General features: G+C 63.8%; 10 protein-coding genes and 1 tRNA gene. 5 read left to right on the plus strand and 6 right to left on the minus strand.

Annotated features, from left to right (window positions below; all coding sequences use genetic code 11):
• Positions 1 to 33: 33 nt before the first annotated feature.
• A tRNA-Ile gene (locus tag ACGLWX_RS04820) sits at positions 34 to 110 on the minus strand.
• 127 nt (positions 111 to 237) lie between these two features.
• Here ACGLWX_RS04820 and ACGLWX_RS04825 point away from each other — a divergent pair.
• Positions 238 to 813: a hypothetical protein gene (locus ACGLWX_RS04825; protein WP_396237785.1), complete on the plus strand. Its 576-nt coding sequence runs from the start codon at positions 238 to 240 to the stop codon at positions 811 to 813.
• 3 nt (positions 814 to 816) lie between these two features.
• On the opposite strand, the gene ACGLWX_RS04830 is transcribed toward ACGLWX_RS04825, so the two are convergent.
• From ACGLWX_RS04830 to ACGLWX_RS04845, 4 genes are all read right to left on the minus strand, one after another.
• The gene (locus tag ACGLWX_RS04830; protein WP_396237787.1) at positions 817 to 1,629 is read right to left on the minus strand and encodes an ABC transporter ATP-binding protein; all 813 of its coding nucleotides are present in this window, start codon (positions 1,627 to 1,629) and stop codon (positions 817 to 819) included.
• The gene (locus ACGLWX_RS04835; protein WP_396238180.1) at positions 1,626 to 2,759 is read right to left on the minus strand and encodes a FecCD family ABC transporter permease; all 1,134 of its coding nucleotides are present in this window, start codon (positions 2,757 to 2,759) and stop codon (positions 1,626 to 1,628) included. Before ACGLWX_RS04835 ends, ACGLWX_RS04830 begins: the two co-directional genes overlap by 4 nt.
• Before the next feature lie 112 nt (positions 2,760 to 2,871).
• A complete protein-coding gene (locus ACGLWX_RS04840; RefSeq protein WP_396238182.1) occupies positions 2,872 to 3,840 on the minus strand; it encodes a FecCD family ABC transporter permease in 969 nt (322 codons plus the stop codon).
• Positions 3,841 to 3,896: 56 nt separating this feature from the next.
• Entirely contained in the window at positions 3,897 to 4,871 is a 975-nt protein-coding gene (locus ACGLWX_RS04845; RefSeq protein ID WP_396237789.1) for an ABC transporter substrate-binding protein, read from the minus strand.
• 315 nt (positions 4,872 to 5,186) lie between these two features.
• Between ACGLWX_RS04845 and ACGLWX_RS04850 the strand changes: the two genes are divergently transcribed.
• Positions 5,187 to 7,400 (plus strand): TonB-dependent receptor domain-containing protein, encoded by a 2,214-nt coding sequence (locus tag ACGLWX_RS04850; RefSeq protein ID WP_396237791.1) that lies wholly within the window; start codon positions 5,187 to 5,189, stop codon positions 7,398 to 7,400.
• A 225-nt stretch (positions 7,401 to 7,625) separates the two neighbouring features.
• Here the strand turns inward: ACGLWX_RS04850 and ACGLWX_RS04855 are convergent, their stop codons facing one another.
• Positions 7,626 to 9,614, minus strand: a complete 1,989-nt coding sequence (locus tag ACGLWX_RS04855; RefSeq protein ID WP_252106970.1) for a ligand-gated channel protein — start codon at positions 9,612 to 9,614, stop codon at positions 7,626 to 7,628.
• A 201-nt stretch (positions 9,615 to 9,815) separates the two neighbouring features.
• Here ACGLWX_RS04855 and ACGLWX_RS04860 point away from each other — a divergent pair, with 201 nt between their 5' ends.
• The 3 genes from ACGLWX_RS04860 to ACGLWX_RS04870 all read left to right on the plus strand — a co-directional run bounded on the left by ACGLWX_RS04860 (position 9,816) and on the right by ACGLWX_RS04870 (position 12,951).
• Positions 9,816 to 10,730: a LysR family transcriptional regulator gene (locus tag ACGLWX_RS04860; RefSeq protein WP_252106969.1), complete on the plus strand. Its 915-nt coding sequence runs from the start codon at positions 9,816 to 9,818 to the stop codon at positions 10,728 to 10,730.
• Positions 10,731 to 10,839: 109 nt separating this feature from the next.
• Positions 10,840 to 11,715 carry an AEC family transporter gene (locus ACGLWX_RS04865; RefSeq protein ID WP_396237793.1) on the plus strand — a complete coding sequence of 292 codons (876 nt, stop codon included), beginning with the start codon at positions 10,840 to 10,842 and terminating at the stop codon, positions 11,713 to 11,715.
• A gap of 69 nt (positions 11,716 to 11,784) precedes the next feature.
• Positions 11,785 to 12,951, plus strand: coding sequence for a PQQ-dependent sugar dehydrogenase (locus tag ACGLWX_RS04870; RefSeq protein ID WP_396237794.1), 1,167 nt, complete (start codon positions 11,785 to 11,787; stop codon positions 12,949 to 12,951).
• Positions 12,952 to 12,990 lie beyond the last annotated feature (39 nt).

Consider the following 12,990-nt stretch of genomic DNA (forward strand, 5'->3'; position numbering starts at 1 on the left):
CACCAGAGACAATTGCTAAACTACTGATTTTAATGGTGGGCCCAGTAGGACTTGAACCTACGACCAAGGGATTATGAGTCCCCTGCTCTAACCAACTGAGCTATAGGCCCGAAAAGCGTGCATATCATAGCGAATGTGGCGGGGCGAGGCTACCCTTGGGGCGCTATCTTGCGATCACCACGGCACTTTTACCCAAGGGGCGAGTCTGCTGTGGAGTCCTTACTGTGGAGACATGCCATGAAAGCCTTGTTTGCTCTTGTACCGCTGGTGCTGGCGGCCCCCGCCTTCGCGGATTGGCAGCTGGATGCCAGCCAATCCCAGGTACAGGCGAGTATCACGCAGCTCGACGGCCCTTCGCCGCAAACCCACCACCATCAGGTGCGCAACCTTCAGGGCAACATCTCGCCGGATGGCACGCTGACGCTGCCGCTCAAGCTCAACCAGACCGACCTGCTCTCGCGCTTTGGCGACCTGCCGGTGTGGGCGAGGCTTCTGACCGATTCCACCCTGGTCACGCTGACTGCCCAAATGCCGCCTGAGCGTTTGGACGCGCTGGATATCGGCAAGTCGATGGTCGAGACGCTGACCTTCCGCGTGCAAAACGAAGGCATCAACCGCCAGGAAGAGGTGCCGCTTCGCTTCACTCGGGAAGGCTTGAACCAGGTGCGCGTCACCCACGCCGAACCGATGGAACTGGACGGCAGCACGCTGATGGCGAACAACACGGTGCGCAGCGTCATGTCGCTGCTGGGCTATCAGCAGATCGCCGATCACGTGCCGGTCACTTTGGACGCTGTGCTGATCAACCGCTAGCCGTCAGGCACTGACCGCTCGGCGCACGTTCGCAATCAGCGGGCTGCCGGTATCCGGGTCGGTCAGCAGCGTGCAGTCGACCTGATAGAGCGTGCGGACCAGCGCCGGCGTGACGACGTCGGACGGGGCGCCTTCGGCGACGATGCGCCCATCAAACATAGCGATGAGGTGGTCGGCGTAGCGGCAGGCGCTGGCCAGATCGTGCAGTACCATCACCACGGTGCGGCCCTCGCAAGCGAGCTTTTGCACCAGTTCGAACACTTCGATCTGGTGGCCGAGATCCAGCGCCGAGGTGGGCTCGTCGAGCAGTAATAGCGGCGTTTGCTGGGCGATGGTCATGGCGATCCAGGCGCGCTGGCGCTGCCCGCCGGAGAGCGCCTCGAGCGGGCGGTCGGCCAGGGCCTCGAGCCCGGCGGCGGTGAGCGCGTACTGCACGATTTTTTGGTCTTCCGGTGACCACTGGCGCAGCCACCCCTGGTGGGGCTGGCGGCCAAAGCGAATCAGCTCGGTCACGGTCAGCCCTTCTGGGGCGATCGCCTCCTGGGGCAGCAGCGCGAGCTGTTTGGCCAGAGTTTTGGCGGGAAGCGTCTGAATGTCAGCGCCGTCGAGCAGCACCGCGCCGTTTTCCGGTTTGTGCAGCCTGGAAAGCCCGGCGAGCAGCGTGGATTTACCGCAGCCGTTGGGCCCGACGATCGCGGTCACTTTGCCGCTCGGCAAATTCAGCGCCAGCTCACGGATCACCCGGCGGGCGCCGTAGCTCATGTCCAGCGCTTGGGTCGAAAGCGTGGGCGCCGGCGTGTCGTGGGGCGTGCTCATGGGCGGCTCCTTTGTGGGCGCATCAGTATCCATAAAAGCCAAGGGCCGCCGACCACGGCGGTGACGATGCCCACGGGAATCTCGATCGGCGCGAGCAGCGTGCGCCCGGCCAGATCCGCCAGCACCATGACCAAGGCGCCGGCGAGCGTGGCGGCCAGCACCGGAACGTGGCGTGAGCTTGAAAGCGAGCGGGCGATTTCCGGGCCGATCAGCGCCACCATGCCCACGGGCCCGGCCACCGCGACGGCCAACCCCGTGAGCACGACAGAAAGAGCGAGCACCTGAATCCGGCAGGCTTTCACCTTCACGCCCAAGCCGCTTGCAACGGCGTCTCTAAAGCGCAGAATCGACAGCGACCGCGCCAGCCCCATCGCCAGCACCACGCCGACACCCAGCCCCGCGGCCAGCAGCAGTACGGCGCCGGGCGAGCGGGCGTTGAGTGTGCCCACGGTCCAGGGGTAGGCGGCGTTGGCGGTGTCGATCGGCACGCGGGCGAGATAGAACTGGGTCAGCGCGCCAAATACCGCGCCTACGCCGATACCGGCCACGATGAAGCGATACCCCTGAGTGCCGCTGCCGGCAGAAAGCCCGAAGGTGATGGCGGCGGCGGTGGCCGCTCCGGCCAGCGCCATGGCCGGCGGTGCGATGGTCACGCCGACGCCGATGACCGAGGCGATGGCAAACGCCGTGGCGCCATTGTCGATGCCGATGATGCCCGGCGTTGCCAGCCGGTTGCCCGCCAGGGTCTGCATCAGCACGCCCGCCAGCGCAAAGGCGGCGCCGGTCAGGCAGGCCGCCGCCAGCCTTGGTAGGCGAAGCTCCTGCACCATGAAGGTGGTCATCATGTCGCCCTGGCCCGCGAGGGCGGGAATGACCTCGCTCACTGACAGCGGCACACTCCCCAGGCTCAGATACACCACGCCAGCGATCAGCAGCGCAAGCAAAAGCCCCAGGTTGACCGCCACGGCGCGGCGCTCGAGCAGCACGCTAAAGGCCTGCCCCCTGCCCTGCCAGGCCAGACGCCAATAGCCCGGCGGCGACGGGCAAGCGGCAGGCGCATCACTCACGGCGCGCGTAGGAGATGTGGCCTCCGAGCGGTACTCGGAGGTGGCGGTGGATTTCGATGCCATGGTCACAGATTGAGTCGTCACTGGATGAATCGCCGGCAAATAAAAGAGCGTTATGGCTAAGCACGGGTATAGCTAAACACGAGTCTCGAGGCGCGGCGGCTGAGCGCGCGCATTAAAGCATGGGCAAACGCCGCGCGCGAACCACGGCGATCAGCACTGGCGCGCCGCAAAGCGCGGTCAGCACGCCCAGCGGCAGCTCCGAAGGCGCCACCACCACCCGCGAAATGATATCGGCGCTGACCACGATCAAGGGCCCGATCGGCAGGCAGAACCAGAGCGTGCGGCGAATATCCGGCCCCGCCAGCGCGCGGGCAACGAACGGCACCACCAGCCCAACGAAGGTAATCGGCCCGGCAATTGCCGTAGCCGCGCCGACCAGCAGCGCGACGCTGCCAATCACGATCCAGCGGATCACGCCGGGGTGATGGCCAAGCCCGGAGGCGGCGCGCTCACCGAGCGCCAGCGCCGCCAGAGGCCGCGCGGTCACCGCGACCGCGACCGCGGCTACCGCCAGGCTCGGCAGCACGCTGACCAGGTCGTCCAAACGACGCCCGGCCAAACTGCCCACCACCCAGAAGCGAATTTCGTCTGCCGCGCGCTGATCGTATAAAAGCAGCAGTGAGGTCAACGAGCCCAAAAGCCCCGAAAACGCCGCACCCGCCAGCACCAGCCGCACCGGGTCGTTACCCACGCCGCGAAAACGCGCCACGCTCATCACGCAGACACAGCCGATCAGCGCGCCGAGCTGGGCCACGGAAATGCGCAGCGTCGCCGCGCTCGCCCCCAGCACCAGCGCCAGCGCCACGGCAAAGGCGGCGCCGGCGCTCACCCCCAGAAGCCCGGGCTCCGCCAGCGGGTTTCGCGACACCGCCTGCAACAGCGCCCCGGCCACGCCCAGCGCCATGCCCACGACGATACCGATTAGCGTGCGCGGCGCGCGAAGCTCCCACATCACGAAGCGCGCCTCGTCGTCGGCGCTGCCCTGCAAAAACGCCAGAATGCGCGCCGGGCCGACGCTGCCCGCGCCGATCAACAGGCTCAACGCGCTCACCGCCACGAGGGCGGTGAGCAGAGCCAGCATCAAGTGGCGTGGCGAGCGGCGCGCGAGTGGGCCGCTCACCGCACTGACAAACCCGGTCACGGCAGTAGTGCGTCTTCGATGTCGTCAAGAATGGCCAGCGCCGCCAGCGGGCCGCTGGCGCTACTCCACAGCTGGCCATCGACGGGCACGACGTGCTCCTGCTGCGCCACGTTCAGGCGCGAGAAGGCGGCGCTTTCACGCGCGGCGTCCAGCGCCTGCTGGCCCTCTTCGTTGAGGGTGGCCAGAAAGAGCCAGTCGCCGTCGACCATGGAAAGATTTTCAAGGCTCAGCACGTCACTGTGGGCGCTGCCCTCTTCGATCAAACCGGCGTCGCTGACGTTCACGCCCACGCGGTTGAGAAGCCCGGTGGCGATCAGGTTTTCGGACATCACCATGGCGCCGCTCGGCATCCAGCGCACGACGAACGCGCTTTCGTCCGGGTGGTGCTCTTCGATACGCGCGGAGAGCGCGTCGACGCGCTCGTCGACGGCGGTGATCGCCTCTTCGACGGCGTCCTGGCGGTTGAGCGCTTCACCGAACAGGCGCGCTTCTTTCTCCCAGCTGTCCGGCGCGAACCCATCGCTCTGCGGTACCACGGTCGGGGCGATGCGCGAGAGCAGCTGGTACTGCTCTTCGGGCAGCTGCGGGGCGGCCAGAATCAAATCCGGCTGCTGGGCGAGCACTGCCTCGATGTTGATTTCACGCACCACGCCCACGACTTCCGGACGCTCGACGTCGAAGTCCTGTGAAAAGTACTCGGTGATGTAGTTGGCGACATCGGTGCCGCCGCGGGTGGTCACCGCGCCCAGCGGCATGATGCCAGCGGCGATAGAGGCGTCGAGCGCGCCTTCGTATACCGTGACGACCCGCTCCGGCGTGCCGTCCACCTCGACCTCGCCAAAGGCGGTGTCGAGCGTACGCGCCTGGGCCTGGCCTGTCAGCAGCGCGCCCACCAGCGCCCCGGTCAACCCTACACGCCACGCCGCGTTGAACGTCGTCGCTTTCATTGTACCGCGCGCTCTACCCGCCATTTGACTCTCCTGAAAATGCCTGCTGCTTATCGAGGCTGATGATAATAACGATTCTCAAAAGCGATTGCATTACCATCCTGTCGAATGGCTCGTTCCACTTTTAGCAATTCGCCATTATTACCAGCACCTAACGCGAGGCCATTTCGATAACGCGCTAAAAGTTCCTCCTTTTGCAACGCAACGTTCCTGAATTTTAGCTCGATATTGGGAACTATTATTTTTAGACTCTCGATCACATTTGATAACAAATCTCATTAATACCACTACATCGATCTCATCGGTCTTCAAGATCGTTCTTCAAGTAAGGGTTGTTTCATGGCTCGTTTCACTCGCACCGCCCTCGCCAGCGCCATCGCGCTGGGGTCTTTCACCGTCACCGCGCACGCCCAGCAAAGCGCGACCAACCTGGACAGCATGGTCGTCACCGCCGCCGGCTATGAGCAAACGCTCAACAATGCCCCGGCGAGTATTTCGGTCGTGACGCGTCAGGAGCTGGAGCAGAACCAGTTCTCGAGCATCGCCGAGGCGATTCGCGACGTGCCCGGCGTGGACGTACGGGCGGGCACGGGCAAAACCGGCGGTCAGAGCATTTCGATTCGCGGTATGCCCAGTGACTACACGCTGATCCTGATCGACGGCCGCCGCCAGAACACCTCCGGCGACGTGACGCCGAACGGCTTTGGCTCGACCTCCACCAGCTTCATGCCACCGCTCTCTTCCATCGAGCGTATCGAGGTCATTCGCGGGCCGATGTCCACACTCTACGGCTCCGACGCCCTCGGTGGCGTGGTCAACATTATTACTCGCCGTGTGGGTACCGACTGGGCGGGCTCGGTCACCGTGGAAAACACCTTCCAGGAGGATCGCGACGCGGGCAACAGCTCGACGCTGAATCTTTACGCCACCGGCCCGCTCATCGAGGACACTTTGGGCGTGCAGCTTCGCGGGCGCGTGTTCGATCGCGACAGCTCCGAGCGGCTGGTGGAAGAGAGCGTCGGCCGCGACCCGCGCCCGTCCGAGGCGCGCATTTATTCCATCGGCGGCCGGCTGAGCTTTACGCCCAACGATACCCACGAGATCTGGCTCGACGCCGAGCGCGCCCGCCAGGTTTACGACAACACCGACTGCCGGCTGGGTAGCCGCGACGGCCTGCGCCGCAACGACTGCGAAACCCCCGCCCCTACTGAGTTCTTTGGCTACGAGGACGAGCTTCGCTTCCAGCGCGACCAGATCGCCATTGGCCACTCCGCGCGCCTGTCGACGGGTACCTGGGACACCAGCATCACGCGTAACGAAACCGAATCGCTTGGCCGCACCCTGCCCGCCGGTAACGCGCCGGACTACGGCTACTTTGCCCTGGGCGGCGAGCCGCGCACGCTGAAAAACCGCGACGTCGTCGTCGATACCAAGTTCGTCGCGCCGCTGGACGCGCACATGGTCACGGTGGGCGGCCAGTACATCGACGCCGACCTGACAGACGCCACCGCCGGCAATGAGGAGTTCAGCCAGTCGAGCTGGGCCCTGTTCGTCGAGGACGAGTGGTTTTTGACCGATGATTTGGCCCTGACGCTGGGCGGGCGTTACGAAAACCACGACGCCTTCGGCGGCCACTTCAGCCCGCGCGGCTACCTGGTGTGGAACACCACCGACGAGTGGACGCTCAAGGGCGGCATCAGCCAGGGCTACAAAACGCCGACGCTCAATCAGCTTCACGACGGCGTGAACGGCTTTGGCAACCAGGGCAACTCCGCGAGCCTGGGTTCGCCGAATCTCGAACCGGAAAAGAGCACCAACTACGAAATCGGCGCGATCTACGACAACCTCGACGGCTTCTCCGCCGGCGCCACGGTATTCTTTACCCAATTCCGCGACCGGATTTCCAGCGGTGACGACATTCCCAACTGCCAGTTCGTCGACAGCGACGGCAACAGGCCCTTCTCAAACGCGGCCAACTGCATCAGCGTGGGCGATTTCGTCAGTCAGGACAGCTTCAACCGCTCCGTCAACGTCGACCGCGCCGAAACCCGTGGTGTCGAGCTAACCTCGAGCTACCAGTTCGACCCGGCCTGGCGCATCAGCGGCGGCTACACCTATACCGACACCGAAGTGACCTCCGGCGATAACGAAGGCCAAGCGCTGACCAACGCGCCCAAACACAAGCTAACTGCGGACCTTTCCTGGGCGATCAACCCGCAGTGGAGCACGACACTCGAGGGCGAGTACTACTCTTCTCGCGAGCGCTTCTCCGGCAACGTATCGGGAAGCTCGGCCGCGCTGGTCGAGCAGCTGGGCAACAAGCTCGACGGCTACGAGCTCTTCAACCTGCGCTCGACCTACCGCTTCACCGATAGCCTGCGTCTGACCGGCACGGTATACAACCTGTTCGACAAGGACTTCGGCGGCTACGACACCTATAACTTCGACGGTGACACCTATATCGCCTACGACTACACCCAGACCGGACGCTCGACCAACGGCGTCGCGCTGGATGGCCGCAGCTACTGGCTCTCCGCGACCTACGAGTTCTAACCGACCTCGCAGTGCTCGCTAGCGGTTCGTTTGATATCGCTTGCTGATTCAGCCCCGGCCTTGGCCGGGGCTTTTTTGTATCGGCGGCTGAGTGACGGGCGCGGCGATCATCGGTTTTCGCGCTGTCTCATAAGGCTTTCTCTCAAGGGCGCTCACTCACAAACGCCCACAAAAAACGGCTACCGAGGTAGCCGTTTTCAATGGGGTGGACACGCGAGGGTGGCGTTAGAACTCGATGTTCAGACCCAGCCAGAGGCGGCGCCCGTCTTCGATGTAGCCATACTCCTCGGGGGTGATGCTTTCATCGAACAGGTTATAGATACCCGCGCTGACCGTTGCGGTGTCGTTGAGGCGGTAGCCAAGGCCGGTGTCCACGAAGGTGTAGGACGGTGCCACCAGCGAGCCGCGAGAAGGGCCGCTGGTGGGCTGGCTCTCTTCACCGCGGTAGGTCAGTTTGGTCCACTGGTTGAGACGCCCGTTTACGTCCCAATCGAGCGTCGCCGACACCTGGTGTTTGGGCAGCTGGTTGAGCGGCTCGCCTTGATTCTGACCGCTTTTCTGCTCGGAATCGGTGTAGGTATAGGTCGCCGTTAGCGCCAGCGCATCGCCAAGCGGCGCGCTCAGGCTGGCCTCGACGCCTTGGGTGATGGCATCGTCGACGTTGATGCGCGTATTGGTATTGAGCTCGCCGTTAGCGTCGATATCGAACTGCGTCGCGGCCGGGCACTCTTGCTCGCCCAAGCCGACCGAGATGCAGGGTAGACGCGTGATCTTGTCCTCGAAGTCGTTATGGAACAGCGTGAGGCTTCCGCTCAAACCGTTTTCATCGGCATACAGCAGCGCGATTTCCTTGTTGAGCGAGGTTTCCGGCTCCAGATCCGGGTTGCCGTAGGTGGTGCCGCCGCGACTGATCGCCCCCCAGTCGGCGGTGATCTCGCGCAGGTTGGGGGAGCGGTAGCCGGTGGAGACACCGCCCTTGAGCGTCCAGTCCGGCGTCATGTTCCAGACGTTATAAAGGCGCGGGCTGACGTGGCTGCCGTAGTTTTCGTCGTCGTCCAGGCGCAGACCGCCGGTGATCGCCCAAGTGGGAGTGATCATCCACTCGTCTTCCACGAACAGCGCCCACTGGCTGCCATCGATGCTAGTGCGATCCGAGACCTGGTTGGTCGTGCTGTCCTCGAGCGACTCCTCTTCGTAGTTTGCCCCCACCGTGAGCATGTGCATGCCCAGCGGTAAAATGGCGCTGGTCTTGACGTTCGTGTTGGTGATTTCGATATCGCGCGAATCGTTGCGGCTGTTTTCGCGCTGCACGAAGGTTTCGGTGGTGCCCCAGTCGAAGCGGCCGCTGTGGGTCAGCGCCACGTGATCGTTGGAGAAGTCGTTATCGCTGTCCGAACAGCCGCCGCGACATCCGTCCGCGGCGGTCGAGCGTCCGACGCGTGACAGGCGCTGTTGCTCGGTAATGCCCGCCTCGGCGGTAAAATCATGGTTGTCGCTGGCACTCAGGCTTAGGCGCGCGGTGAGGCTCTGCAGGCTTTTATCCTCGTAGCCGCTAACGATATCGTCCTCGTCGCGCTGAGAGGCCTGGCCATACACCTGCAGCCCCAGCCGGTCGTCCACCAGCGGCCCGCTGACATAGAAGTTGGTCTGGCGGCTATCGCCGGAATCGCTGTCTTCCTGCAAAACGGTGTCGAACTGTACGTTGCCGTGCCACGCATCGGCTACCTGGCGGGTGATAATGTTGATGACCCCGCCAATGGCATCGGAGCCGTAAAGCGTCGACATCGGCCCGCGCACCACCTCGATACGCTCGATGGCCTGCAGCGGCGGCAGCCAATCCTGCTCGAACCCGGCGCTGCCGTTCGGGCGCGATTCGCGTGAGTTTTGCGGGCGGCCGTCGACCAGAATCAGCGTGTATTGCGAAGGCATGCCGCGAATGGAGATGTCGTTGCCATTGTCGCCGGCGCCGCCGCCGGTGATGGTGACGCCCGGCACGTCACGCAGCGCGTCGGTGACGTCCCGGTAGTAGCCGCGCTCGATCTCTTCGCGAGAGAGCACGCTGATGGATGCGGGGGCGTTAGTGGTTTGCTGCTCGAAGCCCGCCGCCGTGACGACGACATCGTTCAGGGATGTGCTCTCTTGTGCCCAGGCCGGCGTGACGATCAAAGACGAAATCGCGCTTGCCAGCAGCGTTTTGCGCAAGGGGAATGACATGACGCAGTTCCTATGAAGATCCGGATATCGTAATAGTGTTATTGCTTGTTGAATGCTAATAATTAGCATTCACATGCTCTCACATTCACTACCGGATGCGGGGGAACGCGGCGTTGCTGGAACCGCAACACAAATCGCTCTTATTTTCATTTGTAGCGGTTACTGGCACAATGGGCCTCTTTTGCTCGCGGGCCCGCTTTCATGTACGACTTCGACGAACTCAACGCGTTTTCGGACGTCATGGCGACCGGCAGCCTGACCCGCAGCGCCCAGCGTATGGGGGTGGCCAAATCCACGCTGAGCCGGCGTATCAGCCAGCTCGAGTCGCGCTTGAACCAGCCGCTTTTGCGCCGCCAAGCGAACCAGCTAACGCCTACCGAAGCCGGGCTGCTTTTTCACGGCTACTGCACGGAGCTTTTGACGTTGGCCCGGCAAAGCCAGGAGGCGCTGTCGGAGCTTCGCGAGGAGATTAGCGGCAAGATCACATTGGAGGTTCACGGCGCGCTTGCCCGCAACTGGGTTTCCAAAGTCGTGGATACCTTTCTCGATCGCCACCCGGGCATCGAACTCACGCTTCAGAGCCGGGAAAGGCCATCCACGACGCTTCAAACCAACAGTGTGCATATCTGGCTTGGCGCGCTCGACGAATGCGGGCTGAACCAGGAGCGCCTTGGGCAGCTCACCCGAGGGCTCTACGCCAGCCCGCGCTATCTGGCCCAGGCACCTGCGCTTACTCACCCGAGCGACCTGGATCACCACGCCTGGATCGACCTGCTCGACACCGACACGACTCGCCTGCCGCTTTATCACGCCAGCGCCCCGGAGTACGTGTTTTCGCCGCCCCGCTCGCGGCTCAGAGTGGATCAAACCCTGATCCACGTGGACGCGATCGCCAACGGACAGGGCATCGGGCTTTTGCCGCACTGGATCGTCCATCAGCGCGAAATGCACCACCCCGGCGAGCTGGTACCGTGCCTGGCGGGCTGGGAGCCCCAGCCACTGCCGGTGTCGATGCTCTACGCGTTCGGGCATCACTCGCGCCGGGTCAGCGCGCTGCTGGGCTGCCTGCGCGAGCACGTGCCGCACCAGTGGCAGGCGCCGCCGCTGTTCGCCTAGCGTTTTCGCCCCTCAATGGCGTTTGGGCGGCCGTGGGACCGCTAGGAAACCTTGCCAGCTAACGACCCGATTGATGACAATAGGCGTTTACGCTTGCCAGGAACGCTCCATGCTCGTTGAACTGTTCGCCGTGATGGCCCCGGTGCTCGCCGGTGCCGGCCTGGGTTTTTTCTGGGTGCGCCTGGGCTACCCCTACCCGATCGAATTCGTCACCCGGCTGGTGTTCAACATTGGCACGCCGGCGCTGGTGCTGGCCTCGCTTGCCGGCGCCTCGATCGATGCCCACACCTTCGGCAAGACCATGCTGGCCGCCGCGCTGGTCATCAGCCTGATGGGCGTGGCGTCCTTTGGCGTGGCAAGGCTTTTGCGCCGCGACTGGAAAGTGCTCATCGCGCCCATGATGTACCCCAACACCGGCAACATGGGCCTGCCGGTCGTGCTCTACGCGTTTGGCAGCGCCGGCTTCGTTTACGGCATCACCGTCATGGTGACCGTGTCGCTTTTTCAGTTCACCATCGGCGCCATGCTCTCGAGCCGGGGTAATCCGCTCAAAACGCTGGTCAAAACGCCGACGGTCTACGCCATTTTGATCAGCATGGCGCTGATGCTCACCGACACGGCGCTGCCTGGCTGGATCGCCAACACCGTTGATTTGATGTCCGGCTTTACCGTACCGCTGATGCTGATCACCCTCGGCGTATCCTTGGCGAGCATCCGGGTCGACAACCTGCGCTCGGGGCTCGGCTTTAGCCTGGTGCGCATTCCGCTGGCCGCCGCCACGGCCTGGCTGGTAGCCGAGCTTTTGAATCTGCCGGCGCTCGCGCAGATGATTCTGGTGCTGCAGATGTGCATGCCGGTGGCGGTGTTCAACTATCTGTTCGCCCAGCGCGCTCAGCGCGAGCCGGTTTACGTCGCAAGCCTGGTGTTCTGCTCGACGCTGTTGGCGCTTTTCTATCTGCCTGCATTGCTGGCGTTTATGATGTAGCGTGTAGGAAACCTTCTCGCGCACGCGCAGTCACTGCTGGGTCGACGTCACCCCTTGGTCGGAGAGCTCATGTTCTACCCCACTGCCCCGTTGTCCTCTTCCCTTCGCCGCGCCTCTGGCGTTTTGGGTGGTCTTTTGCTGTTAACCGGCGCCGTTAGCGCCCAAGCCCAGATGATTCACGAGGCGGTTCAAACCGACGCCGTTACGTTCTCGATCGAGCGTGTGGCCGACGGCCTGACCCGCCCTTGGGCGGTCGCGTTTCTACCCGACGGCCGGTATCTGGTGAGCGAGCGACGCGGCACGCTCAACCTGGTGGATGACCAGGGCCATCTCGAGGCGCTCGAGGGCATGCCCGAGGTCAGCACCCAGGGCCAGGGCGGGCTTCTGGACGTGGTGCTCCACCCGGATTTTGGCGACGGCGAGCACGACTGGATCTACTTCACTTGGAGCAAGCCGGATCAAAACGGCACGCGCACCGCACTTTCACGGGTGCACTGGGAAGGCGACGGTTTGGGTGAAGTCGAGCACTTGTTCGAGCAGGACCGGGCTTCAGGGCCCGGGCGTCACTACGGCTCGCGGCTAGCGTGGCTTTTGGACGACACGCTGGTCATGAGCGTGGGCGATCGCGGCTCCGACCCCACCCGCGCCCAGGCCCGCGACGATCACGCCGGCTCCACCCTGCGCCTGACCGAAACCGGCGGCGTGCCTGACGACAACCCGTTTGTCGATGACGGCGACACGCTCGATGAAATCTATACGCTGGGCAATCGCAATATCCAGGGCATGGCGGTTCGCGACAACGGCGAGCTCTGGGTATCCGAGCACGGCCCACGCACCGGCGACGAGCTGAATTTGATCGAAGCCGGGCTCAACTACGGCTGGCCGGAGGTCACTCTGGGCAACGACTACGCCACCAACGAGCCGCTGGGCGTCGACTCCAAGCCGGGGATGACCGACCCGGCCGTCGCCCTCGATGGCCGCTTTGCGCCGTCCGGGCTTACCGAGGTGAACAGCGAGCGCTTTACCGCCTGGCAGGGCAATCTGCTCGCCGGCGGTCTTTCCAGCGAAAAGCTCGAGCGCTTCGTGATCGACAGCGGCCGCGTCGTGGATAGCGAAGTGGTGCTCGAGGGTGAAGTCGGGCGCATTCGCGACGTGCGCCAGGGCCCGGACGGCGGCATTTATCTTTTGACCGACAGCGACCAGGGCGGGCTTTATCGCCTGCTGCCGACCGACTGATTCATAAACGTCTTTTTAATAGCTTCTATAACCCCTTGG

This window comes from Halomonas sp. HMF6819 (assembly GCF_044335525.1).
Classification (GTDB): domain Bacteria; phylum Pseudomonadota; class Gammaproteobacteria; order Pseudomonadales; family Halomonadaceae; genus Vreelandella.